At 60.4% G+C, this 23,560-nt stretch carries 20 protein-coding genes and 2 pseudogenes; 10 read left to right on the top strand and 12 right to left on the bottom strand.

Annotated features, from left to right (window positions below; all coding sequences use genetic code 11):
• Nucleotides 1-2: 2 nt before the first annotated feature.
• The 5 genes from U5G49_RS13245 to U5G49_RS13225 form a co-directional block, all read right to left on the bottom strand.
• Nucleotides 3-2,366 (bottom strand): SpoIIE family protein phosphatase, encoded by a 2,364-nt coding sequence (locus U5G49_RS13245; protein WP_193445685.1) that lies wholly within the window; start codon nt 2,364-2,366, stop codon nt 3-5.
• The gene (locus U5G49_RS13240; protein ID WP_130717031.1) at nt 2,363-3,535 is read right to left on the bottom strand and encodes a class I SAM-dependent methyltransferase; all 1,173 of its coding nucleotides are present in this window, start codon (nt 3,533-3,535) and stop codon (nt 2,363-2,365) included. Before U5G49_RS13240 ends, U5G49_RS13245 begins: the two co-directional genes overlap by 4 nt.
• On the bottom strand, nt 3,532-4,041 hold the full coding sequence (locus U5G49_RS13235; RefSeq protein ID WP_047623318.1) for a hypothetical protein: 510 nt from the start codon (nt 4,039-4,041) through the stop codon (nt 3,532-3,534). Before U5G49_RS13235 ends, U5G49_RS13240 begins: the two co-directional genes overlap by 4 nt.
• A gap of 75 nt (nt 4,042-4,116) precedes the next feature.
• Entirely contained in the window at nt 4,117-5,772 is a 1,656-nt protein-coding gene (locus tag U5G49_RS13230; protein ID WP_130729189.1) for a putative bifunctional diguanylate cyclase/phosphodiesterase, read from the bottom strand.
• 223 nt (nt 5,773-5,995) lie between these two features.
• Entirely contained in the window at nt 5,996-6,874 is an 879-nt protein-coding gene (locus U5G49_RS13225; protein ID WP_047623316.1) for a LysR substrate-binding domain-containing protein, read from the bottom strand.
• 130 nt (nt 6,875-7,004) lie between these two features.
• On the opposite strand from U5G49_RS13225, the gene U5G49_RS13220 reads away from it, so the two are divergent.
• Nucleotides 7,005-7,391, top strand: a complete 387-nt coding sequence (locus U5G49_RS13220; RefSeq protein WP_018242671.1) for an ectoine synthase — start codon at nt 7,005-7,007, stop codon at nt 7,389-7,391.
• 236 nt (nt 7,392-7,627) lie between these two features.
• Here U5G49_RS13220 and U5G49_RS13215 read toward each other — a convergent pair whose 3' ends face one another.
• A complete protein-coding gene (locus U5G49_RS13215) occupies nt 7,628-8,110 on the bottom strand; it encodes a DUF4168 domain-containing protein (RefSeq protein ID WP_113544230.1) in 483 nt (160 codons plus the stop codon).
• A gap of 462 nt (nt 8,111-8,572) precedes the next feature.
• Here U5G49_RS13215 and U5G49_RS13210 point away from each other — a divergent pair, with 462 nt between their 5' ends.
• The 3 genes from U5G49_RS13210 (at nt 8,573) to U5G49_RS13200 (ending at nt 10,496) form a co-directional block, all read left to right on the top strand.
• Nucleotides 8,573-9,265 (top strand): type 1 glutamine amidotransferase domain-containing protein, encoded by a 693-nt coding sequence (locus U5G49_RS13210; protein ID WP_018446289.1) that lies wholly within the window; start codon nt 8,573-8,575, stop codon nt 9,263-9,265.
• A gap of 259 nt (nt 9,266-9,524) precedes the next feature.
• Nucleotides 9,525-9,938, top strand: coding sequence for a GFA family protein (locus tag U5G49_RS13205; RefSeq protein WP_047623313.1), 414 nt, complete (start codon nt 9,525-9,527; stop codon nt 9,936-9,938).
• Nucleotides 9,939-10,052: 114 nt separating this feature from the next.
• A complete protein-coding gene (locus U5G49_RS13200) occupies nt 10,053-10,496 on the top strand; it encodes an SRPBCC family protein (RefSeq protein WP_018242667.1) in 444 nt (147 codons plus the stop codon).
• A 46-nt stretch (nt 10,497-10,542) separates the two neighbouring features.
• Here the strand turns inward: U5G49_RS13200 and U5G49_RS13195 are convergent, their stop codons facing one another.
• A complete protein-coding gene (locus U5G49_RS13195) occupies nt 10,543-11,475 on the bottom strand; it encodes a hypothetical protein (RefSeq protein ID WP_113544228.1) in 933 nt (310 codons plus the stop codon).
• 174 nt (nt 11,476-11,649) lie between these two features.
• A complete protein-coding gene (locus tag U5G49_RS13190; protein ID WP_018446286.1) occupies nt 11,650-11,823 on the bottom strand; it encodes a hypothetical protein in 174 nt (57 codons plus the stop codon).
• Between the two features lie 614 nt (nt 11,824-12,437).
• Between U5G49_RS13190 and U5G49_RS13185 the strand changes: the two genes are divergently transcribed.
• On the top strand, nt 12,438-16,901 hold the full coding sequence (locus tag U5G49_RS13185; protein WP_322790892.1) for a beta strand repeat-containing protein: 4,464 nt from the start codon (nt 12,438-12,440) through the stop codon (nt 16,899-16,901).
• Between the two features lie 184 nt (nt 16,902-17,085).
• Here the strand turns inward: U5G49_RS13185 and U5G49_RS13180 are convergent, their stop codons facing one another.
• Complete coding sequence (locus tag U5G49_RS13180; protein ID WP_018242662.1) at nt 17,086-17,256, bottom strand: hypothetical protein; 171 nt, start codon at nt 17,254-17,256, stop codon at nt 17,086-17,088.
• Between the two features lie 191 nt (nt 17,257-17,447).
• Here U5G49_RS13180 and U5G49_RS13175 point away from each other — a divergent pair, with 191 nt between their 5' ends.
• Nucleotides 17,448-17,648 carry a hypothetical protein gene (locus tag U5G49_RS13175; protein ID WP_018242661.1) on the top strand — a complete coding sequence of 67 codons (201 nt, stop codon included), beginning with the start codon at nt 17,448-17,450 and terminating at the stop codon, nt 17,646-17,648.
• 1 nt (nt 17,649) lies between these two features.
• On the top strand, nt 17,650-17,859 hold the full coding sequence (locus U5G49_RS13170) for a hypothetical protein (protein ID WP_130729184.1): 210 nt from the start codon (nt 17,650-17,652) through the stop codon (nt 17,857-17,859).
• A gap of 100 nt (nt 17,860-17,959) precedes the next feature.
• Here U5G49_RS13170 and U5G49_RS13165 read toward each other — a convergent pair whose 3' ends face one another.
• Entirely contained in the window at nt 17,960-18,850 is an 891-nt protein-coding gene (locus U5G49_RS13165; RefSeq protein ID WP_130729183.1) for an SDR family oxidoreductase, read from the bottom strand.
• Between the two features lie 91 nt (nt 18,851-18,941).
• Here U5G49_RS13165 and U5G49_RS13160 point away from each other — a divergent pair, with 91 nt between their 5' ends.
• Together U5G49_RS13160 and U5G49_RS13155 are read left to right on the top strand one after the other, a co-directional pair.
• Nucleotides 18,942-19,766 carry a helix-turn-helix transcriptional regulator gene (locus tag U5G49_RS13160; RefSeq protein WP_193443593.1) on the top strand — a complete coding sequence of 275 codons (825 nt, stop codon included), beginning with the start codon at nt 18,942-18,944 and terminating at the stop codon, nt 19,764-19,766.
• Between the two features lie 286 nt (nt 19,767-20,052).
• Nucleotides 20,053-21,593: pseudogene (locus U5G49_RS13155) on the top strand (Ig-like domain-containing protein).
• 107 nt (nt 21,594-21,700) lie between these two features.
• On the opposite strand, the pseudogene U5G49_RS13150 reads toward U5G49_RS13155, so the two are convergent.
• Nucleotides 21,701-21,820 (bottom strand): annotated as a pseudogene (locus U5G49_RS13150) (cell division protein FtsZ); the annotation flags it as partial.
• A 224-nt stretch (nt 21,821-22,044) separates the two neighbouring features.
• On the opposite strand from U5G49_RS13150, the gene U5G49_RS13145 reads away from it, so the two are divergent.
• Complete coding sequence (locus tag U5G49_RS13145) at nt 22,045-22,323, top strand: hypothetical protein (protein WP_018074348.1); 279 nt, start codon at nt 22,045-22,047, stop codon at nt 22,321-22,323.
• A 103-nt stretch (nt 22,324-22,426) separates the two neighbouring features.
• Here U5G49_RS13145 and ftsZ read toward each other — a convergent pair whose 3' ends face one another.
• Complete coding sequence (ftsZ, locus tag U5G49_RS13140) at nt 22,427-23,446, bottom strand: cell division protein FtsZ (RefSeq protein ID WP_012758070.1); 1,020 nt, start codon at nt 23,444-23,446, stop codon at nt 22,427-22,429.
• Between the last annotated feature and the right edge of the window lie 114 nt (nt 23,447-23,560).

The following is a 23,560-nucleotide window of genomic DNA, read 5'->3' as shown; positions in this document are numbered from 1 at the left end:
TCTCACCTATGTCGCACTGCGAGCAGCGTGATGTCGTCGTAAATCTTCTGCGATCCGATAAAGAGCATTAATGTCGCTACAATTCCGGAAACGACTTTCTCAGCGCTCTGATCCTTCATGCGAAGTGCTTCGCGGCACAGACGTTCGATGCCAAACAGTTCTCCCGCGTCGTTTTCGGCTTCTGTTACGCCGTCCGTATGCAGGAGTATGAGGTCCCCCTTCTCGAACGCTATTTCACGGGTTTTAATGAAGGCAGAAATATCGGCTTCCAGCCCGATCGGTATGCCCAGATCCATGGTGTCTATGCGCTCGACCTTGCCGTTCGCCCGCACGACGACAACTTCCTCGTGTTGTCCCGAAAGGATCATCTCTTTTCCGTCGTAGTCAAGAAACGCCAGAGTGAGATGCTTGTCGATTTTGGTCCTCACTATGTTTTTAAACAGGGCGCTGTTCAGGTCCGTGAGAAATTTGACTGCATCGGTGTTTCCGGCTTCCTGCAGGGCGCGGGCGACGGACTGCACCATCAACATCAAGACGCCGCTTTCGAGCCCGTGTCCGGTGACGTCGCCGATGCCAATCTTCAACCGATTTCCGCTCTTCAACACGTCATAATAATCGCCGCCGACTTCTTCCGCCGGTCTCATATAGGCTGCGATCTCGAGGGCCTGAAACTCCTCAAGCTCTTGATGCAGCGGAAGAACCATGAGCTGGATTCTCTCGGCGACGGCGAGCTCTGTTCCGAGACGTCGATTTTCTCGCTGGAGCTGTGCGTTCAGGGTCGAAATCTCTTCCTTTGCATCTTCGATTTGAGCGGTTCGCTCTTCGACGAGTTGCTCGAGATTTTCGGTATGATAGCTGATCTCTTCGGCCATGCGATTGAAGGCTTCACCGGCCTCACCGACTTCGTCCCTGCTTGTGATGGCCACTCTGACGGAATAATCCTTCGCCTGAATCCGTTTGGCGGCCCCTGCCAGGGCGCTGATTCCGCTGGTTATTCGTTTCGAGGCCGCAAAGACCGCGATCGTTACGATCAGCAGGGACATCAGGATCGCCAGAATTTGGTAGAGCACGATCCGGTTCGTCGCTTCGGAAATCTTGGCCTGGGCCGCATAGAGGGAGGCCTGGATTTCTCGTTCAGGCACAACCACCCCCAGCAACATCGCCTCTTGCCGAGCCGGGCCACTGACCCAGAGATTGGTCGCCGGCAGTTTCTTGACGATAGCGATATAGGGGACCTCGTTGCCGTCCTGCTGCAACAGCAGGTGCTGAATGCCCTGTTCTCGGTCAAGAGCCAGTTTGGCGATGGCAGGCTGGGAGCTTCCCTTTAGGGAGCGCTCCAGGCCGGTCAAGGCGCCGGCTCCGCTCGCATCGCTCGCAGAACGCAGACCGAGGGTTTTTTCTCCTGTGCTGTTGATCGCCACAACGTTTCCGTCGGACATTGCGAGAAATCCAAAGCCGGACTGGGCCACTTTCACATTCTCAACAATCTGCGCGAGCTGGTCGAGTGTGATGTCCGCGCCAGCCGTTCCGGCGACATCCTGGCGGTCGGCTGTCCACAATGGATGAAAGAAACTGACGATCAGCTTTCCGGTAATGGCATCGGTATATGGAGCGGTCTGCGTGATATCGTCGGCGACCGGTCGCGTTTTCGCGTCCTTGGCCCAGCTCTGCCAGGACTCGTAAAGCCCGGGGAAAAAGAAGTCCCAGAAATCGGCTTCGTTGTGCCCCGAATAAAGGCGATCGAAGGTCTGAGCCTGGTCGGTGTAAGGCGCCGTCCTGAAGATTGGCCGTTCTTTCGGTCCGATGTAGTACATCTGCAGCTTGGAAGCGCCGTGCTGCAGCAGGCTCGGCGCAACGATGTCGAGAACCGCGCTCGTCTCTAGATCGCGCTGGATGTCGGGTTTCGGCCGATGGTCAGGTCCGAGCAAGTAACCCCAGACGCTCACAACCGAAGCGGAGCCGGGCAGGTTCTGAGACCATTTTCCCTTCTCGTCGTAAACAAGGCTGACGCTGCCAGGCGATGTGCGCGCGATCGCCGCGCCGACATCGGAATTACGCTCGGGATCGTCGATTTGCGCCTGGAGCACACCTGCCAAGGTGCCGACGTCGCTATGAACCTGCCGCAGGAGCAAACTCACCTGGGCTGCGGTGGAATCGGCATATGTGCGGATGTATTCCTGGCTTGCTGCTTCCAGACCCTGTCCGACTTCGAGGGTGGCATCGCGCGACAGCCTCTGAACATTCCAAAGTGCTAGTCCGCCGCTGACCAGCAAGTCAAAGAGCACAGCTCCACCGACGACCAGAATGAATTTCGCCCGAAATGAGCCTAGTCTTGTCGGTCTTTTCGATGATCTCCCGTCCATCATAGCGGCTTTCGGCCGGAGGCTGCCCAGATCGGCCAGCCTGCATAACCCTTGGGGTGAAGAGCAGCAAAGACATGATCTTTGAATCCCTGCCGGAACCTGCGAATGAAATCCAATGAGTCGCCCCTTCGAACGGCCATCTCACCTGCGTAGACATTTTCCCAAGCTTCGATGATGTCTGCGAAGTCTTGGGGATCCCCGTCCAGGTTGGTGACCATAAAGGAATCGACCCTGATACTATCGAACCCCGCGTCGGCGAGGAGATGGCGGCTTTTCGGCCCCATCTCGACATCCATGTCGAAGTACCTGAACAGTTTGGCGACCTCCTCGTAAGTCCATCTTATTGTTTCAGCATGTGGTTCGCCCAGGCAATGCGAATTTTTTTCGTTCGTGATGTAGACACGGCCGCCAGGCTTGCAGATGCGATAGAGCTCCCGCAGCAGCATCTCGGGACGGTTGAAGATCTGCAGCGAATGTCGGCAGGTCACAAAGTCAAATTGATTGTCTCGCAGCAGCATTTGGGAGGCGTCACCATAGGTGTACTCGATTCCCTGCAGATCGAAGTCGGCAGCGACCCTGCGCGCATATTCGAGGCTGCGCACGGAATGATCCAGCGCGACAAGGCGTGCCGGTTTAAATTCCCTCTGAACCAAGGCCGCGAAATCCCCAATTCCGCAACAGATATCCGCGATGACAAGACCGCTGCGCAGGCCGTGGCGAGGCAACAGTTCACGTTCGTGCCTCCATGTCATTTTCGTCTGGGTACGCAGAATGGGGATGAAAGTCTCGTCCTCGACAAAGCTCTGGCCCGGATAAAATGCCGAATCGTAGACTTCAACCGACAAGTTTGGTTGTGATGCCGCCAGCGTCTCGAACAAAGAGGTCGACCATGCCACCACGCTCGACGTGATGATGACAATCTTCCGTTCTGGCCTGGTCCGACAGCTTGCCGCGAGGACATCGGACAGGGTTACGAAGGCAGTCATGTTAATGTGCGTCAGACGTTTGACATTGAGGTAAACGATCCCGCTGTATTTTTCCAAACTTTGCTGCACCAGCTTGAGGGCATCGGCAATCTCAGTGGCGCTTTCCGGTCGCATCTTGCCAGACAGCAAAAGCTCCTGATTTGTCGGATCAAAATGAACAGTGAAGGGCTGCGGCAGCAGGCTCATCGGAAGTCCTCGGCCGAGGGGAAATCCGCAATGATCTGTATCCCTTGTCCGCCGTCTTTCTCAATCCGGATCGTCGCGCGGAATATTGCTGCCAAATCGCTGAGCAAAACCGTCCCGTCGGACTTCATCACCAAGTATCCAGAGCCGGCGCCGGGGACCGGCTGGCGTTCACTTGATCTTGCATTGGCGTGCTTTCGGCCAAATGCTTCCTCGCCGGGAAACACAATTCTCAGCCGATTGACTGTCGCGCTCCGATAGAGACTGAAACTTATCCTTCCTGGCTCGCTCGTTGAACGGAAAGCAAGTTCAATGAGCTCATTCGTCGCGACGGAAAGAAAATTGGAATATCGAGCGGGATCGCTGTGACCTTGGCCGAGAATGTCTGAGAGGTATTCGGTAATCCTGTCGCAAAACTGCCATCGGGATTTGAACATCGCAACGTTCAGTTCCAGCGATACCATCGGCGCAAATGCATGGTCATCGAAGCTAGCTGCTTCCTGTTCCAATACACCCTCCTTTCGTTTGCCTGGGGCGTCAGGTTGATGCACGCGATAGCTAAAGGCGCGGCGAAAATCGGTTGTTCACTGTGGTAGCGCGGGTCTTACGGATGTTTCCGCCCGGGTGATGAACTCGCCAATCGCCTCGACCGGAAGCGGCCTGCTAATCAAATAGCCTTGAAGTCTATCGCAGCCCACACCGCGCAACCATTCCGCCTGACCTGGCGTCTCAACCCCTTCGGCTGTCACCTGCATGTCGAGGTCATGGGCGAGGTTAACGATGCAGCGGACGATTGCCTGGCCTTTCAGATCGCTTTCGAGGTCGGTGATAAAGTATTTGTCGATTTTGATCGTGTCGAAAGGGAATGTCTTCAGATAGCTCAAGGAAGAATATTCTGTCCCGAAATCATCAAGCGAGATTCGTATCCCTAGCACGTTGAGAGTATTCAGGGTGTCGATATTGTTGACGGTCCGCTCAAGGAGCACGCTTTCGGTTATCTCAAGCTCCAGACGGTCGGGTGGCAACCCGATCAGGTCTAGCGTTTGGGATACCCGATCAGTGAGGCCGCTTGTCAAGAATTCAGCCGCGGACACATTGACCGCGACGATGTAGTTCTGCGGCCACTTCATTGCCTCGCGACATGCCTGCTCCAAAACCCATGCACCTATTTCCGGCATGATTCCATCGGCCTCGGCCATCGGAATAAATGCGGTTGGTGGGATTTTTCCAAGTAGAGGGTGGTTCCATCTGAGCAAGGCTTCGAAGCCGACAATGCTGCCGCCCTCGGCGATGGGTTGGTACTCGATAGAGAATTGTTGTTGGACCAGGGCCATGCGAAGGCTGCGGCGCAGCAGTTCGCGTTGTTCCAGCAACTCAAGCATTGAGGGATCAAACGGTCTTGCGCGACCGCGTCCGTCTTTCTTCGCGGCGTAGAGTGCGACGTCGGACGCCTTCATCAGCTGCTCCGGATTTGTACCGTCCGGTGGAGCAGCAGATATGCCGATGCTGGCACCCACAAATAGCGCGATGCCATCTATCGTGAAGGGCTTTTTGAATGCATCAACCAAAGCTTCTGCTAGCTGGTGTCCTTTGGCGGGATGTCCCGGGCCCCTTGATATGACGGTGAATTCGTCACCCGCCAGTCGATAGGCTCTGTCGTCGCTGGTAAGGCACTCTTGAATGCGGCTTGCGGCAAGCTGAAGGAGCTTGTCGCCGGCTGGATGCCCAAGCGTGTCGTTAACGGGTTTGAAATCGTCAAGATCGAGTTGCATCAGGGACAGAGTCTCGTTCGAGCCTGCTGTCTCCCGTAACAACACAGCGAGGTCCTCGCTGAACTGGCGTCGGTTCGGCAGTCCAGTGAGCGGATCGTGGGTGGCCAGATGCAAAAGGGTCGCCCGCTCATCGTCGATAGATTCCTCGGACCGAACCACGGCAAACAGATCTCCGATCCGATAGATCGTCAGTCCGTGCGACGCTGGCGCGCCAAAATCCCCCGATATTTGCAAAGGCTGGGCACTGTCGCCCAATGAACGGAGGGCGAGTGTGATCGCCGATTTGTCCAATTCTGGAAAATGTTCCCAAAACGACGCTGCTGGTTTGACAGAATCAGGCAGCTCAGTGCCCAGCAAATTCTCGACGGGATTGAAATCGCGGTCAAAGAACAAAAGCCGGTCGATCGAGCTCGAAGCTCTCGCCTCTGTTTGTCCGAGCGCCGAGGGGGCCGCACGAATTTTCTGCATGTCCGAGGCCCTCCTTAGTCTCATGTCATAACCAGATATTGTAGCAAATTAGCTCCCACACAACTTGTGCACGCCAAGATTTACATTAGGCATTTCTGATTAACAATCCCCAACCTCGGCCCAACTCGCTCACGGATGGGCTTATGCCACATCTTTATTTTCGCGACCCATTTGCATCCATCGTCTCGGCGGCGACCCTTCGATAAATTGCGGGCAGGGGATCTCACGCGCCCGATCCGCACTCCGTCATGAACCAGTCGATAAAGCGGCGCACCGGCTTTTTCGCCCAGCTGTTCGATATGACGTAATAGCCTTGGTTTTCTGCCGTCGCGATGTCGGAAAGCACCAGCAGATCGCCGCGTTCGATCTCGCGGCGGAACACCTCGACCGGGCAGAGCGCCACGCCATGGCCGGCGACTACGGCCGTCGCCAGCATGTTGAAATCCTGGAATATCGGACCCCGGAGCGGCTCCGGCGCTTTCTGGCCGGCCTTGCGGAACCATTCCTTCCAGCCGTCGGCGGATTCGTCGTGCAGCAGATCGGCGCCGGCGAGCGAGACGTCGTCGATCGTCCAGTTGCGTTTGGCAAGGTAATGGCCGCTGGCGACGGGCTGGTTGCGGCGGGAGAAGAGCAGTCGGCTTTCCCTGCCGCCGCTCAGATCCTCGCCCATGGTAATCAGCACGTCCAGGCTTTCGTCGTCGAAGCGTTCTTCGGCGCGTGCATAGACGATCCTGACGTCGAGATCGGGGTCGCTCTCCTGGAAGGAGGGCAGGGCCGGGACGAGCCAGCGGGAGGCGATCGAGGGAATGCAGCCGACGGTGATGGCCCGCATGTTGTGATCGCGCCGCATGTTGCCGGTCGCATGCGCGATCGCCGCCAGCGATCCTGACACGGCGCGGTAATATTCGCCGCCGGCTGCGGTCAGCGCGACACCGCGGCCCGATTTCTGCAACAGCTTGCGACCGAGCCAGGTCTCCAGATGCTTGATCTGATGGCTGATCGCCGCATGGGTAACGTGCAGCTCGTCGCCCGCTTTCGAAAGGCTCATCAGGCGGGCCGTGGCTTCGAAAGCGCGCAGGGCGTTCAACGGCGGCAATTGCATTTGTAAAATTTCCTCACAGATGACGCAAGAATCATCATTTGAAAATGCCAGCCATTTCAATAGCTAATTGTCGTGAGCGATAAAAAAGAATCATCGCTGCATCTTCAATAATTTATCAGGAGAATCGGCGATGTTCGTCAGAAATCTGAAGGAGGTGGAGCTCACCGAGCGTTTCGTCGACTGGGGCAACGGCACGAGCCACCGCTTGCTGACCAAAGACGACGGCATGGGTTTTACGGTGTGCCATACCGTCGTTCGCGCCAATAGCGAAGCACTGCTTCAGTACCGCAATCATCTGGAGGCCTGCTATTGCATCAAGGGCGAGGGCGAAGTGGAGGATATGGACGGCAACGTCTTTCCGATCCGCGCCGGTGATATCTATGTGCTGGACAAGCATGACCGCCATTATCTGCGCGGCGGCAAGGATCAGGATCTCATTCTGGTCAGCATCTTCAACCCGCCGCTGACGGGCACCGAACGGCACGACCTGAACAACAAGAGCGGGTCGCAATACTGAGCCAGAGCATGATGCGAAAAATGTGAGCGGTTTTCGGACGACATCATGCTCTCACTATATAATGTAGAACAGGATGATATTAGGCCGACCCGGCCTAATATCATCCTGTTCTAGCCGATCATTTCGTCGACTTCTTAGGTGGAAAGCAGAGCCCAGCAAATGGCGGGCACTGCTTCCGGCGCGAACGGCAAGACGTCCGCGGCCTGTTCGTGGCGACTTGCAGCGCCGCGCGCAGCCTATTGCTGCGGCTGCTGCTGCTGTTGGCCCGGCGGTGGCGTGCCGATTTTTTCCAGAACTTTCTTGGCCAGAGCCGGGTCGCTCTGCGCGGCCGTCAGGATCGACGAGTATTCCTCGACGGAGATGTCGGGAGAAGCCTTGACGGTGTCGACCATCTGCTTCTTGGCCTCCTCCTGCAGTTGTTGCTTGGCAGTCTCGTCCTTCGTCGCGCCGATCTTGGCCGAATATTCCTGCCTCACCTTGTCGACCTGCAGATAGGCAACGGCGAAGGCCTCGATTTTCTGATCGCTGACGGCTGCTGTCGCACCGGTGCCGCCCTGCTGTCCCTGCATCGGCGTCTGGCCTTGAGCCGGCGGCTGCGCCTGTGCCGGCTGCTGTTGCGCCTGGGCCATGTCGACAGCGGATGCCGGGCTGAAAGCAAGCAGACTGAAGACCACAGTGCTCAATGTTGCGACAGATGTGTAACGATTGATCATATTCATTCCTCTTCAAGTGCATGATTTGATCGGCAGCAAGACCGCCTCGGTCGATCGCTCAGCCGCTCAAAGGCCGGCGAGGTCGCGACGATGGAACCTTTAAGAGGGCACGGTGCGGCGGTAACGGGGCGATTTGCTGACGATTGAGCGGCGGCTTTGTGACCGCCGGCATGTCGACTGGTGCGGGAAATTCCAGCGCGAGCCGGTCAGCCCGGGGTCTCACGCTGCGCTTTTCCAGCGCGGGTCTTGGTCGGCTCAGCCCAGACAAACGGATGTCACGCGCGACCTCCGTTTGTCTGGTTATGCTTCGGCAAAAGCAATTCTAGCAAACACCGCGCGGGAGAGCTTGTTTCGCAGAGCAGCCGCTCTATGTCCTCTCCCGTTTCAGCATGAGATCTGCAGGCAGTATTCACCGTAAAACCGGGCGCCGACGGTGTTGTCCGCCGGCTGGCTTGAAGGAGCTGAGCAATGAAAATTCTAATGGTTCTCACATCGCATGATCAGTTGGGAAACACCGGCAAGAAGACGGGATTCTGGCTCGAGGAGCTTGCTGCTCCTTATTTCGTTTTCCGCGACGCCGGGGTCGATATTACACTCGCTTCGCCGAAGGGCGGCCAGCCTCCGCTCGATCCGAAGAGCAATGAGCCGGCGTTCCAGACGGAAGATACGAGACGGTTTGAACGAGACGCGGCGGCAATGGCTGCGCTCGCAAACACCATCAAGCTTCCTGAAATCGACCAGGCAGACTATGACAGCGTGTTCTTCCCGGGCGGGCACGGCCCGCTTTGGGATCTGACGAACGATCGCAATGCGCTGTCGCTTATCGAGGATATGCTTTCGGCGGGAAAACCCGTGGCGCTCGTGTGCCACGCACCCGGTATCCTGACGAATGTGAAAGCGCCGGATGGAAAGCCCATCGCCAAGGGCCGGGCCGTCACGGGGTTCACCGATTCCGAAGAAGAGGCCATGCACCTAGTCGAGGTCGTTCCCTACCTGCTCGAAGACGTCCTGAAAGAGCAGGGCGCAAAGTTTTCGAAGACCGCGGATTGGGGCGTGCATGTCGTCCAGGACGGCCTGCTGATCACCGGCCAAAACCCGGCTTCGTCAAAACAGGGCGCCCGCACGCTGCTTGATGCCTTGGGAAAAAAGGCCGCGGCTTAAGCACTTCAGCCCCTGGGCACGATTGCTGCCCGGGTGGCGAGATCTCCTCATTCGGCTTGTGCCGACGCCGGCCGCAGGCGCGTTTCGACGACCTCTGCGGCACCTGCGCATCGGCCCAAAAATCGGAATCGCTTGTCGGGCTGATGCGCGGATTGAAAGAGTTAGAGCGTCCTTTGTGCGTCAGAAAGGACGCGCGGCGCGCTGAGGCGGTGGAGTGCCAATCGCACGACGTTCGAACACGGGATGGGAGGCATCTGACATGACCAGGAAGTATACCGGGCAATGCGCCTGCGGCGCAGTAAGATTTGCCTTCGACACGGACCCGAACTTTGTCGCCAATTGCCATTGCCTAGACTGCAAGAGGGCAACGGGCGGCGAAGCCGCCACGTTCTTCGCGGTGCCGCAGGAAGATTTCACCGTGATCAGCGGCAGCCCGAAGGCGTTTCATTACATCGCCGATTCAGGCAAAGGGCTCGACCGCAACTTTTGCCCCGATTGCGGCGCCAGATTATTCAGCAGCAACCTCGAGAGCTTCCCCGGCCTCGTCTTCGTGACGCTTGGCAGCCTCGACCGGCCCGAGCTGATCAAGCCGGGGGTCGAAATGTTCACCCGGCGCCGGCTGGCCTGGGCAAGGCCGCTCGATCTTCCGCAGTTCGATGGCATGCCTGGTTGAGCCGCGACGCCGGATCGAATTCTTCTTGAAGAAAAATTCGATCCGGTGTCGGATCGGCCAAGCCACGTCCGTCCTAGGTTCGTCCATTCCGTAAATCCAAAAAGGATCACGACTATGCCGAGTACCATACGCCTGCACCGCGTTCTGGCGACCACCCCGGAGAAAGTCTATCGCGCATTCCTGGAGGCGGACGCGCTTGCCAAGTGGCTTCCGCCGAACGGCTTCCTCTGCACTGTGCACCATTCGGAGCCGGTTGTCGGCGGCACGTTCAGAATGTCCTTCCGCAACTTCACGACGGGCAACAGCCACGCCTTCGGCGGCGAATATCTCGAGCTCGTCCCGGGCGAACGTCTGCGCTACACCGACAGGTTCGACGATCCCAACCTGCCGGGCGAAATGGAAGTCACCGTGACGCTGAAGAAGGTTTCGGTGGGCACCGAGGTGGATATCGTACAGGCAGGCGTGCCCGACGTCATTCCGCCCGAGGCTTGTTATCTCGGCTGGCAGGAGTCGCTGCGAAACCTTGCCAGGGTCGTCGAACCCGACATCCAGGAATAGCGCACGATCGCGCCTGCCGGGCGGCAACCGCCCGGCGCCTGCGACATCAATTACTGCCGATGCCGCGTTTGGCCAGGGCGTTGCGGGCGGCCGCAGCGCCCCAGTCGTCGGAAAGGTCCTGCCCCTCGATTTCGGCTTCCTTGATCGGCGTTGCCAGGATCAGCGGCTCGGAGCCGAAAGGCAGGCCGTCGATCCGGCATGCGTCACGGCTGAGCACGATCCGGGTCATCGGGCGGTAATCCTCAGTCAGCCGGCAGAACAGGATGGCGCCGTGCTTCTCGACATCGCGGGCGACACGATAACCGTCTGCCACGAGGTCGCCGATGTTGATCAACAGGTTCGCCCAGTTTTCGATCCCGGCCGCATCCAGTGTCGCGGCGTCGAATTCCATGAAAAGCTCGCATTCGACGCCGTTTTCCGGCTCGGATATGCCGGCCCAGGGGGTCGACAGCCCGTCGGTGGCAAGCGTCAGCCTTCCCGGCGCATGGATGGCGAGGATCCGGCGGTGCGGGCCGAACCATTTCGTCTGGGCGTGAATGTTGGCCGTTCCGCGCTCTGCGGCAAAATCCTCCTGGACTGTACCGCGGCTCTGCCAGAAGACGCGCCGCGTAGCGGCAGCGGTTTCGTAGATCGGGTCGTCGGGGCCGCGCGGCACGATCGTCCGGTCATAACTCGTTTCGAGCGTGATCTCTCCCCGCATGAGGGGGAACTTCGGCTTCCTCCAGCGGATTATCACCTTGTTGAAGCGGGGCATCCCTGATGCACCGAGCTTTTCAACGACATCAGAGATGATATCGAGCGGATGCCTGGAGGCCTCAGGGACATAGTTTCCCTCGGCATCGCGGTAGCCGCCCGTCCGGGAGGAATGCCCTGCCTGCATCGTGGTGGCTGTCCATTCGCCGCCGACCGCGCCCGCCGGCGCCTTGTCGAGAGCCGGTGCAAGTTCCCGGATCGCATCGTCAATCGAATAGAATGCCACGTCGCCCTCCGCCTTCGCCCAAAGATCGTATCCCCCGCGGTCGCTCGGCCGCGAGCAGAAGCTAGCGCGGAGGCGTCGCCGATCAATAGCGAGGTGGACGTCGCGAGCAGGGGAGGCGCCCAGATCCCTGGGCGCAGGAGAATTCCTCACCTAGGTGAGGTGAGGCCTGCGGCGCTATTTGCTTCCGTTGTTCGGGCGCGCCTTGGCGCTGTCGTTGTTGGTCGACGAGGCGGTTTTTCCGTCTGGTTGCTGCCCGAAATATGTCCCGCCGAGATGGCCGCCGGCGCTGGTGTTCCTCACCTGCCGTTCGGCGCGTTTCTGGAGTTCACGAACGTTGGTCTTGCTCATTTTCGGCTCCATGTTTGAGGTGGACATCTGGTCAACCGATGGCGGACGACACGGTTCCATATTTTTGCGGAGGGCGGTGTCCTTTACGTCGGCGGCGGGCTTGGGGGAAACGTTTGCTCACCCGTCGTCGGTGTCCCGCTTCGCTGCCGCTGACCCGATGGAAATATTCGCACGTCGGACATTTGGAGCTCCTTCTTTTGGCTTCGTTGTAGAAAGCCGATCCGGGACAACATCCCGATGAACGACGTGGAGCAGCCGGTGCCGACCTAAGCGAGGAAAAGCGGAAAGGCTCTAAAGTTTGGGCCTGCGCTTCGCAAGCGCCTTGCGCGCCGCCATCCCACCCCACTGCTGGTCGGGATCGAGGTCTGCGACTTCGGCGTCTCTCGCAGCGAATTCCTGGATAAATTTACCATCGCAAGAAAATCGTCTTTCATTCCACAGTATATGTGTTAACACTTTATTAGGGATGGGGAGTATTCCGGTTCTGATTTAAGAAATATGGGCATTGTTGCCGATAATATCGGCACGATAGCATGTTCAACTTGTGTCATGCTGGTTTGCTAATCTTGAATCAATTCCGGGTTACTTGTTTTGTATTATGGGGGGTTATTTTTATGGGTACGCAAAGCACCGGCGGCGGCAGCACGACTTCTTTCTCCAATACGCCGCAGGCGAAGGATGACTCTTACATCTGGACAGAAGACCAACTGCTCAGTCTCCAGCTCTACAATGCGGCCACCAAAACCATAACCCTCGACGTCATGTCGAATGATCTTGGCGGGAATGCCAAATCCCTCTTTTCGGTCGACGACGGTGATGGCAATCCAATTACCGCCGACTACGAGCTTCTTGCGAAAGACGTCGGAGCGAATGGGGCATCTGCCTGGGAGAAGTCCCTGCTCGGCAATTGGGTCAGGATCAATAATGGAAAGATCGAATACCGTCTTAGTGACGGAAGCGGCATCGCGGGCTCGGGCGCGGATATCAACACGCTGTCTGCCGGTGAAATCCTCAAAGATAGTTTCGTCTACGCGATACGGCTCGGCAATGGCACGCTGAGCGAGGCAAATGTCTCGATCTCGCTCACCGGCGCCAACGATGCGGCTTCGATCGTCGTCGATGCGACGGTCACCGACGATCGGGCGACGGTCGAGGCGGGTGCGGCCGGCAGCGGCGATCCGAATGCCTCCGGCAAGCTGACGGTCAGCGATGTCGACGACGGCGAGGCGGCGTTTGCCGCCCCGGCCTCCCTCAACGGCATCTATGGCAGCTTCACCTTCAATGCCGCCAGCGGCAGCTGGACCTATACGCTCGACAATAACCGGGCCGCGACGCAGGCGCTCAACCAGGGCGACGCCGTCAGCGACACGCTGAGCGTCAGCTCGCTCGACGGCACGGCCAGCCACAACATCGTCGTCGCCATCACCGGCGCCAACGATGCGGCTTCGATCGTCGTCGATGCGACGGTCACCGACGATCGGGCGACGGTCGAGGCGGGTGCGGCCGGCAGCGGCGATCCGAATGCCTCCGGCAAGCTGACGGTCAGCGATGTCGACGACGGCGAGGCGGCGTTTGCCGCCCCGGCCTCCCTCAACGGCATCTATGGCAGCTTCACCTTCAATGCCGCCAGCGGCAGCTGGACCTATACGCTCGACAATAACCGGGCCGCGACGCAGGCGCTCAACCAGGGCGACGCCGTCAGCGACACGCTGAGCGTCAGCTCGCTCGACGGCACGGCCAGCCACAACATCGTCGTCGCCATCACCGGCGCCAACGATGCGGCTTCGATCGTCGTCGATGCGACGGTCACCGACGATCGGGCGACGGTCGAGGCGGGTGCGGCCGGCAGCGGCGATCCGAATGCCTCCGGCAAGCTGACGGTCAGCGATGTCGACGACGGCGAGGCGGCGTTTGCCGCCCCGGCCTCCCTCAACGGCATCTATGGCAGCTTCACCTTCAATGCCGCCAGCGGCAGCTGGACCTATACGCTCGACAATAACCGGGCCGCGACGCAGGCGCTCAACCAGGGCGACGCCGTCAGCGACACGCTGAGCGTCAGCTCGCTCGACGGCACGGCCAGCCACAACATCGTCGTCGCCATCACCGGCGCCAACGATGCGGCTTCGATCGTCGTCGATGCGACGGTCACCGACGATCGGGCGACGGTCGAGGCGGGTGCGGCCGGCAGCGGCGATCCGAATGCCTCCGGCAAGCTGACGGTCAGCGATGTCGACGACGGCGAGGCGGCGTTTGCCGCCCCGGCCTCCCTCAACGGCATCTATGGCAGCTTCACCTTCAATGCCGCCAGCGGCAGCTGGACCTATACGCTCGACAATAACCGGGCCGCGACGCAGGCGCTCAACCAGGGCGACGCCGTCAGCGACACGCTGAGCGTCAGCTCGCTCGACGGCACGGCCAGCCACAACATCGTCGTCGCCATCACCGGCGCCAACGATGCGGCTTCGATCGTCGTCGATGCGACGGTCACCGACGATCGGGCGACGGTCGAGGCGGGTGCGGCCGGCAGCGGCGATCCGAATGCCTCCGGCAAGCTGACGGTCAGCGATGTCGACGACGGCGAGGCGGCGTTTGCCGCCCCGGCCTCCCTCAACGGCATCTATGGCAGCTTCACCTTCAATGCCGCCAGCGGCAGCTGGACCTATACGCTCGACAATAACCGGGCCGCGACGCAGGCGCTCAACCAGGGCGACGCCGTCAGCGACACGCTGAGCGTCAGCTCGCTCGACGGCACGGCCAGCCACAACATCGTCGTCGCCATCACCGGCGCCAACGATGCGGCTTCGATCGTCGTCGATGCGACGGTCACCGACGATCGGGCGACGGTCGAGGCGGGTGCGGCCGGCAGCGGCGATCCGAATGCCTCCGGCAAGCTGACGGTCAGCGATGTCGACGACGGCGAGGCGGCGTTTGCCGCCCCGGCCTCCCTCAACGGCATCTATGGCAGCTTCACCTTCAATGCCGCCAGCGGCAGCTGGACCTATACGCTCGACAATAACCGGGCCGCGACGCAGGCGCTCAACCAGGGCGACGCCGTCAGCGACACGCTGAGCGTCAGCTCGCTCGACGGCACGGCCAGCCACAACATCGTCGTCGCCATCACCGGCGCCAACGATGCGGCTTCGATCGTCGTCGATGCGACGGTCACCGACGATCGGGCGACGGTCGAGGCGGGTGCGGCCGGCAGCGGCGATCCGAATGCCTCCGGCAAGCTGACGGTCAGCGATGTCGACGACGGCGAGGCGGCGTTTGCCGCCCCGGCCTCCCTCAACGGCATCTATGGCAGCTTCACCTTCAATGCCGCCAGCGGCAGCTGGACCTATACGCTCGACAATAACCGGGCCGCGACGCAGGCGCTCAACCAGGGCGACGCCGTCAGCGACACGCTGAGCGTCAGCTCGCTCGACGGCACGGCCAGCCACAACATCGTCGTCGCCATCACCGGCGCCAACGATGCGGCTTCGATCGTCGTCGATGCGACGGTCACCGACGATCGGGCGACGGTCGAGGCGGGTGCGGCCGGCAGCGGCGATCCGAATGCCTCCGGCAAGCTGACGGTCAGCGATGTCGACGACGGCGAGGCGGCGTTTGCCGCCCCGGCCTCCCTCAACGGCATCTATGGCAGCTTCACCTTCAATGCCGCCAGCGGCAGCTGGACCTATACGCTCGACAATAACCGGGCCGCGACGCAGGCGCTCAACCAGGGCGACGCCGTCAGCGACACGCTGAGCGTCAGCTCGCTCGACGGCACGGCCAGCCACAACATCGTCGTCGCCATCACCGGCGCCAACGATGCGGCTTCGATCGTCGTCGATGCGACGGTCACCGACGATCGGGCGACGGTCGAGGCGGGTGCGGCCGGCAGCGGCGATCCGAATGCCTCCGGCAAGCTGACGGTCAGCGATGTCGACGACGGCGAGGCGGCGTTTGCCGCCCCGGCCTCCCTCAACGGCATCTATGGCAGCTTCACCTTCAATGCCGCCAGCGGCAGCTGGACCTATACGCTCGACAATAACCGGGCCGCGACGCAGGCGCTCAACCAGGGCGACGCCGTCAGCGACACGCTGAGCGTCAGCTCGCTCGACGGCACGGCCAGCCACAACATCGTCGTCGCCATCACCGGCGCAGATGATGGTCCAGCTAGGCAGGCGCCGACCGACATTAAGCTGACGCCTGTCGTTCCGGCGGATAGCGTTAACTTCAATAGTTTTGAGTTCAGTGGGCTGCTGACGGCGACTGATCCCGACGCAGGTGGATTCAGCTTCAGCATTGCCTCGCAGTCGAATCCGGGCTTGTTTTCGATTACCGACAATACGCTTCATTCGGATGCGCTATCGACGAACGGTACATTTTCAGTGACGGTAACGGCAACGCAGACCGGTGATCCTATAGGCCCGGCCTTCGAAAAGACCGAGACGTTCACGATTATCACCGGTGGCAATGGCAACTCGGTGGACAATCCGACCGGTGGAACGGGCGACGATATGCTCTACGGCGGTGGCGGTAACGATATGATGTTCGGGCTCGGAGGTGACGACACTCTTTTCGGCCAAGACGGCAACGACACCCTAAACGGTGGTGCTGGCAACAACACCCTGACCGGAGGCGTGGGAAATGATACCTTCTTTTTCCAAAAGTTTGCCACCACCACGAACCATATGACTGACTTCAACGCTGGGACGAATAGCACAACCGTGGACAGGTTCCAGTTGGACGTCGGAGGCGGCACGTTCGAGTTCGCCGTCGGCAACAACAATACAAGCGTGGACAATGTGAAGGTGGGAAACAACGGCACGATCAATGTTGCCGGAACGGAGGTTGCCGTCAAAACGGACGTGAGCGTCACGAACGCAACCGTCCAGAGCACCATCAATGGTTACAGCAACATAACCACAGGGGCATTGTTCGTGTTCCACAACACGGATCTCGGCCATGCGGCGGTCTACTACGATCAGAACCCAAGTTCAGCCGGCGGCGCGGTGCTGGTTGCTGAATTCGACAACATCACCACCCTCAGCGGGCTTACAAATTTCAACTCGGGCGACTTCTTGTTTAGCTGAGGCGGTCTGTGATCGCGACCAGCATTCACCGCAGACGCAGCCCAATGGAGACCTCGCCTGCGGCGTACGTACTCGGGCCTGACGGGGAGGTCCCGGACGTTTGTGCGCCCAGCGCGCTGGGCGCGACGGATTCATCGGATGGTGGATAGCATCAGGTCACACGCGTTGCGGCAGCCTGCCGACCTCAATTGCCGTCGTTGGGCCGTGCCTTGGCGCTGTCATTGCTGCTGTCCGAGGCGGTTTTTCCGTCCGGCTGTTGGCCGAAATAGGTGCCGCCGAGGTGGCCGCCGGCGCTGGTGTTCTTGACCTGCTGTTCGGCGCGTTTCTGAAGTTCACGGGCGTTGGTCTTGCTCATTTTCGGCTCCATATTTGAGGTCGACCTGTGGTCAATGGAGGCCGACACTGTTCCATATTTTTCTGCGCCAACCGCCGGGGCCGGCTGTTCGGTGAGAGCAAAAGATCGGCCGACTGGCTGGCATTTGTGAGACTGGGCGGGAACAGTTCAGGGTTTTGCCTGTTGTTCGAATTCAACATGGAGAAACGAACATGGGCATGACGACACCGAAAGACGGCGCCCCCGGCACGACCGACCAGTCACCCCGCTGGGAAGGGCCGAGGGGGAATAAGCCTCGCGGCTACATGAAGGCCAAGGATGATCCGGATCGCGACCGTGACGCGCATGGCGAAAACAATCGCGACCCCGAGACCAGAGATCTCGGCGATGCGCTGAAGCAGAAGGGCGATTGACATGGCCAGCCCCGAGAAAGACGCGACCGGCCAGTTCGCCAAGTCGCGGGCCGACCGGAAGAGCACCGGCGTCGCCAGCGCCAAGCCGACCGTCATCACCGGCTCCGAGGATGCGACGGTAAACAAGAACCCGCCCGGCAAGAAAAAGCCTGAGAAGGATTGGGACATTAATTACGATCCCGCCGATAGGAACGAGAGCCGGTCGCACTAGCTCGGGCTGTCGCTGGTTCTCCTCACGAGCCAAACCGGGAGGCATTTCCGTTTTCTCCAGTCACGGAAATGCTCCATTTTTATATGCGGGCACGGTTACGCTACCCACCGAAATAGGCCGGATGGTCGATATCGGCGAGGAGGCCGGGCTGTTGCGGCTGCCAGCCGAGCAGTGCGCGGGTATGCTCGCTCGAGGTCGGGATGTCGAAGCCGGCGAACATGCCGAACCAGCCGAAATGCTCGGCCGCTTCTTCCCGTGAGAGCGAGACGGCGGGCACATCGAGCCGCCGGCCGATGACCTCGGCGATCTGCCTGAAGGGAACTCCCTCTTCCGCGACTGCCAGGAACGGGCCGCCGACGGCGCCGCGCTCCAGCGCCAGGCGATAGACACGGGCGGCATCGAGCCGGTGCACGGTCGGCCAGCGGTTCTGCCCTTCGCCGATATAGGCCGAGACGCCCTTGCGCCGGGCCAAATCGATCAGGATCGGCACGAAGCCGTGGTCGCCATGGCCATGCACCGAGGGCGGGAGCCGGACGGTGGAGGCGCGCACGCCGCGGGCGACAAGCGATACCGCGGTGATTTCAGAGGCGCGAGGGTAGGTCTCCGACGTCGGCATGGGCGGATCCTTCTCGGTGCCGACACGGCCGGGGGCAAAGCCGAGGCCGGCCGTGACCAGCAGCGGCCGGCCGGATCCTTGGTGGGCTTCGCCGAGCGCCTCGATGGCGCGTCGGTCGGCGGCGCAGTTCTCGGCGAATTTCGAGAAATCGTGGTTGAAAGCCGTGTGGATCACGGCGTCCGCCTCAGCGGCACCGCTCTTCAGGCTCTCCAGATCGTCAAGCGTGCCGTGATGGACTTCGGCACCGGCTGCCGCCAGTTGATCCGCTCCCTTGTCGGAGCGGGTGAGGCCGAGCACCTTGTGGCCGGCGGCGATCAATTCATCGACGACGGCCGAGCCGACCCAGCCGGTGGCTCCAGTGACGAATATGCGCATCTGATATCTCCAGTTTTTGTCGGAGACACATATCGGCTCTGCCTTTATCATGGTAAAGTAGTGACATTATCATGGTATAAAGGCTAACAGGATGGGTGAATTCGTCACCTCGGACAATCGGCTCGGCGCCTATCTGAAGGGTCGCCGTGTCAGGCTCGATCCAGCCGCCCTCGGCTTTGCGGGGGAGCGGCGGCGCACGCAGGGTCTGCGGCGCGAGGAGGTGGCGAGCCGCGCCAATATCAGCCCGACCTGGTACACCTGGCTGGAGCAGGGGCGCGGCGGTGCGCCGTCTGCCGACGTGCTCGACCGGATCTCTCGGGCGCTGATGCTGACCGATGTCGAGCGCGAGCATCTCTTCCTCATCGGCCTCGGCCGCCCGCCCGAGGTGCGCTACCACAGGCAAGAGGGCGTGACGCCGAGGTTGCAGCGCGTGCTCGATGCGCTCGACCCGAGCGCGGCGCTGATCCGCAACGCCATCTGGGACGTGATTGCCTGGAATAGGGCGGCGACGGTGCTTCTGACCGATTACGGCGCGCTGCCGCCGGAGGAGCGCAACGTGCTGCGCTTCATCTTCCTCGATCCGCGCGTTCGCGCCGCCCAGTATGACTGGGAAAGTGTTGCCCGTTTCGTCGTCGCCGCCTTCCGGGTGGATGCCGCCCGCGCGGGTGCCGCGGCCGAGGTCGAGCCCCTCGTCGACGAACTCTGCCGCAAGAGCCCCGAATTCCTGGCGATGTGGCGCGACAACGACGTGCGCAGCCACGGCGAGGGCGCCAAGCACATCAAACACCCCATCCTCGGCCCACTCGCTTTCGAATATTCCGCCTTCCAGGTGGATGGCCGGCCGGATCTCAGCATGGTGGTGTACAACCCGGCGACGGCGGAGGATACGGCGAAGATCAAGGGGTTGGTGGGCTGAGGCGAGGGCAATTGGTCGATCGATGATATTGCGGTCTTCATCGCCTCAGTCCCGACAAATCTGCAGTCATTCTGTGGATAGGCGCGCCCAAGATTTGAGCCGCGCGGATGGGGGATTTCAATGAATTCATATCTGCCGCGGTCTTGGGCGCCGCTTCGGGCTTGCTAGCATGACAAAGCTGTGAAAGGCTAAAATACCACTCCTGCTAGAAAAATTATTGACCGACCCGGTTTCAGCTGCTTTCCTCCCGATAGACCAAGGCGAATGGAGCTTGAAGGAGATATCCATGGCAGTGCTTGCAAAACCTTTGGCGGTCGATGATGTCAGGAGCGCTTCCGAGAATGATGTGATCTCAGGCAATCTGCTGGATAATGATCTGGCAGGGGGCTCCGGCAACATGTTTCTCAACTTCTTCGACGGCGAGAGGGTGCTTGCCAAGAAGGATGGTGCGATTACCGATATCGAGGGTGAATACGGCACGTTCCACGTCAAGGCAGACGGCTCTTACACCTATACGCTGAACGAGGCGGCCAAGGCGGGCTTCGTTGACGGAATGACGCTGACGGAGACGATCGGCTACAAAATCTCCGACGGCGCCGGCAATACCGATGTCGGCCATTTCACGCTCGACATTCACGGGGTCACGAGCCCGCCGGTCGCGGTCGACGACGCCTTCTCGTTCCGCGAAGGAAGCGAGATGGCCGGCAACGTGCTTGCCAATGATCACGATGGAGAGGCGGGCACGCTTTTCCTGCGTTCGGTCGAGGGCACGAGCATTCCTGCCGGTCAGGGGCAAGGGCAGACAACCGACGTGGCGGGTGAATTCGGCACCTTCCATTTCGCAGGAGATGGAAGCTTCACCTACGATCTCGATCCGGCCGTAAAGGCGGGCCTCAACGACGGCGAGCATATCACGGAGAAACTCCAATATTACAAGGTCTCCGACGGCGCCGGTCACGCGGATGCCGGCGTGATCACGCTGACCGTCGACGGCGTGACGGACGGGAAGTCGTTGAACACCAATCATGTCGAGGCCCAGGCGGATGTGGTGCGCCCCTTCCTGGACCATTACGAACTCCAGGGGGTCGCGATCGATCCGCTAACCGGCAAGTATTACGTCAGTTCCGGCCATGGTTTCCCAGATGGTTCCATGGTGAGCATTTACGACAACGCAGCCGCATTTGAAGCCGACAACGCCAGCGGCGCCATCTCTCTCGGCGACTATGACAAGGGCGAATATGACATCGGCGGAACCTATTTTTCGGTCCGCGGCGGCGAGATCATCGGAAGAACCAACGAGGCGAGAGGCGAGGAGGACCCTTTCCCCGATCAGACCTATCTCGCAAAGTGGGATGCCGCCGACGGATCGCTCGATCAGAAGGGCGACCCGATTCCCGGCCTTATCGGTAAGAACGGGGCGGGTACGTTCGACTGGGGTGGATACACGGCCGTCAATACGATGCAGGATTCGACCGGCATTTACGTCGTCGGCCGCATCGATGATGCTACCTGGCAGGTCTCCAAGATCGATCCCGACACGCTCAACCCGATCGAATCCAAGACCTTCGCGGCCGGCGGGCTCGGCTACGGCTTTGCCGTCGACGGCACGTTCTTCTTCGGCGATTCCTCCAGCAGCGACATATCGGCACGGCCTTCGACTTCGAAACCGGGGTCAAGACAGCGGTCGACGTCAACATCGCCATACCGGGAGACGACTTGATCACCAACGTGGTCTATGATTCAGCGGCGGATAATCTCTACATCACCAACACCGGGATCGACGAAATCTCCGTGGTGCACAATATCTCGGACATACTCTTCGTCTGACGGTCTTTGCTGGCCGAATGCCGACGCCACCCCGCCCGTTCTCTTTACGGCGGGGCGTTTAACCGGCCGGAGCCTTGGCAAACACAAATCAGCGAATTGCAGCCACGCTACTGCATCGTGCGCGTCTGGATCTGCTCGGCGGTGTGAGCCGCTGATGCGGGCAGCGGGCTGCCTTCCAGGCCGGTCGCTACCACTGAGACGCGGAACTTACCGTCGAGGCAGCGGTCGAGATCACCCCGACGTATGCAGTCTTGCCGTTGCGGACAAGGCCGCTCTCCTGCCAGTACGAGGCGTCTCCGGCTGTCCTGGCAGCAAGAGCGGCGGGCCGTGCGGAACATAGATGGCGACCGACGCCTTCAGCCGGCCGCGTAGACCGGTCTCGGCCGATGATTTGGAACCATGATCCCGCCGTACTGTTTAACAGGAAGGCGCGGAAGCGCCGATAACGGGGATGCCGATTGCCGGCCAACCCGGTAATGACGATCGGCCTTTCGGTTCGCCTATGGAGGAGCACGACATGCAAACGACCCGATCGAAAGAACTGGCGGACGAATACCTGCGGCTTGGCGGCAAACGGCTGGCCAAAATCGATGACAATATTGTCAAGATCCGCCACTGGGATGATGACACGCCGGAGGCCGAGGCCTTCTGGCAGAAGCACATTGAGCCGTTGGATGACAAGCGCCGCGTAGAGGTCGAAACGCACCTTCCGACGATCAACGACCGGTGATCGCGGCGATTTCGCCGGAGCGCAGGACATTGAAGCACGACAGCGCCGCGCGTCTGAAAAGACGCGGCAGGCTGTCGTGCTCGGATATGTCGCGCCGCTGCGCTTACTGCAGCGTGCGCGTCTGGATCTGTTCGGCGGCGTGAGGCGCGGATGCGGGCAGGGGGCTGCCTTCCAGACCGGTCGCTACCACCGAGACGCGGAACTTGCCGTCGAGGCTGCGGTCGAAGATCGCGCCGACGACGATATCGGCGTCTTCCTGCACTTCGTCACGAATGCGGCTTGCCGCCTCATCCACTTCGAACAGCGTCATATCCGAACCGCCGGAGATCGAGATCAGTACGCCCCTGGCGCCCCGCATCGAGATATCGTCGAGAAGCGGGTTGGCAATTGCCGCTTCCGCCGCCTTCATTGCGCGGCTTTCACCGGAGGCTTCGCCAGTGCCCATCATGGCGCGGCCCATGCCTGACATGACCGACTTCACGTCGGCAAAATCTAGGTTGATCAGGCCTTCCTTGACGATCAGGTCGGTGATGCAGCCGACGCCGGCATAGAGCACGCGGTCGGCGGTCATGAAAGCATCGGCGAACGTCGTTTTTGCATCAGCAATTCGGAAGAGGTTTTGATTGGGAATAACGATGACCGTATCGGCCGCCTGGCGAAGCGCCTCGATGCCGATTTCCGCCATCCGCATGCGGCGGTTGCCTTCAAAGGTAAAGGGCTTGGTGACGACGCCAACCGTCAGGATGCCTGCGGCACGCGCAGCGCGGGCGATGACTGGTGCAGCACCCGTGCCTGTGCCGCCGCCCATGCCGGCGGTGACGAAGCACATGTGCGAGCCGGCCAGGTGATCCATGATCTCATCGAGCGACTCTTCGGCAGCCGCATGGCCGACCTCCGGCAACGAACCGGCGCCGAGACCCTCCGTCACATTCGCGCCAAGCTGGATGCGGCGCGTCGCCTTGGAGGTGGCCAGCACCTGAGCGTCCGTGTTCGCAGCGACGAATTCGACGCCCGCCAGCTTTTCCGCGATCATATTGTTGATCGCATTGCCACCACCGCCGCCGACGCCAATGACTGTAATATGCGGCCGTAGTCCAGAAATGCCGCTCTTGGCGTCCGTCATCGCGCTCTCCTTTGATGCTTCGTTCATGCCCACCCTCGTTTGCGGACGGCGAATCGGGCGTCAGGATACGCGAGCAACAAGGCAGAGGCGAGGCGAAAGACGTCTCAGCAGGAG

This window comes from Rhizobium indigoferae (assembly GCF_034554815.1).
GTDB classification, from domain to species: Bacteria; Pseudomonadota; Alphaproteobacteria; order Rhizobiales; family Rhizobiaceae; genus Rhizobium; species Rhizobium leguminosarum.
Note: the sequence above shows the minus strand (reverse complement) of the source record. Positions and strands in the feature narration are given on the sequence as shown.

What these genes read in the sequence shown, in the direction of transcription:
- U5G49_RS13245 (WP_193445685.1), bottom strand. Translation starts at nt 2,366, where the DNA reads ATGATGGACGGGAGATCATCGAAAAGACCGACAAGACTAGGCTCATTT.
- U5G49_RS13240 (WP_130717031.1), bottom strand. Translation starts at nt 3,535, where the DNA reads ATGAGCCTGCTGCCGCAGCCCTTCACTGTTCATTTTGATCCGACAAAT.
- U5G49_RS13230 (WP_130729189.1), bottom strand. Translation starts at nt 5,772, where the DNA reads ATGCAGAAAATTCGTGCGGCCCCCTCGGCGCTCGGACAAACAGAGGCG.
- U5G49_RS13225 (WP_047623316.1), bottom strand. Translation starts at nt 6,874, where the DNA reads ATGCAATTGCCGCCGTTGAACGCCCTGCGCGCTTTCGAAGCCACGGCC.
- U5G49_RS13220 (WP_018242671.1), top strand. Translation starts at nt 7,005, where the DNA reads ATGTTCGTCAGAAATCTGAAGGAGGTGGAGCTCACCGAGCGTTTCGTC.
- U5G49_RS13215 (WP_113544230.1), bottom strand. Translation starts at nt 8,110, where the DNA reads ATGAATATGATCAATCGTTACACATCTGTCGCAACATTGAGCACTGTG.
- U5G49_RS13210 (WP_018446289.1), top strand. Translation starts at nt 8,573, where the DNA reads ATGAAAATTCTAATGGTTCTCACATCGCATGATCAGTTGGGAAACACC.
- U5G49_RS13205 (WP_047623313.1), top strand. Translation starts at nt 9,525, where the DNA reads ATGACCAGGAAGTATACCGGGCAATGCGCCTGCGGCGCAGTAAGATTT.
- U5G49_RS13200 (WP_018242667.1), top strand. Translation starts at nt 10,053, where the DNA reads ATGCCGAGTACCATACGCCTGCACCGCGTTCTGGCGACCACCCCGGAG.
- U5G49_RS13190 (WP_018446286.1), bottom strand. Translation starts at nt 11,823, where the DNA reads ATGAGCAAGACCAACGTTCGTGAACTCCAGAAACGCGCCGAACGGCAG.
- U5G49_RS13185 (WP_322790892.1), top strand. Translation starts at nt 12,438, where the DNA reads ATGGGTACGCAAAGCACCGGCGGCGGCAGCACGACTTCTTTCTCCAAT.
- U5G49_RS13180 (WP_018242662.1), bottom strand. Translation starts at nt 17,256, where the DNA reads ATGAGCAAGACCAACGCCCGTGAACTTCAGAAACGCGCCGAACAGCAG.
- U5G49_RS13175 (WP_018242661.1), top strand. Translation starts at nt 17,448, where the DNA reads ATGGGCATGACGACACCGAAAGACGGCGCCCCCGGCACGACCGACCAG.
- U5G49_RS13170 (WP_130729184.1), top strand. Translation starts at nt 17,650, where the DNA reads ATGGCCAGCCCCGAGAAAGACGCGACCGGCCAGTTCGCCAAGTCGCGG.
- U5G49_RS13165 (WP_130729183.1), bottom strand. Translation starts at nt 18,850, where the DNA reads ATGCGCATATTCGTCACTGGAGCCACCGGCTGGGTCGGCTCGGCCGTC.
- U5G49_RS13160 (WP_193443593.1), top strand. Translation starts at nt 18,942, where the DNA reads ATGGGTGAATTCGTCACCTCGGACAATCGGCTCGGCGCCTATCTGAAG.
- U5G49_RS13145 (WP_018074348.1), top strand. Translation starts at nt 22,045, where the DNA reads ATGCCGATTGCCGGCCAACCCGGTAATGACGATCGGCCTTTCGGTTCG.
- ftsZ (WP_012758070.1), bottom strand. Translation starts at nt 23,446, where the DNA reads ATGACGGACGCCAAGAGCGGCATTTCTGGACTACGGCCGCATATTACA.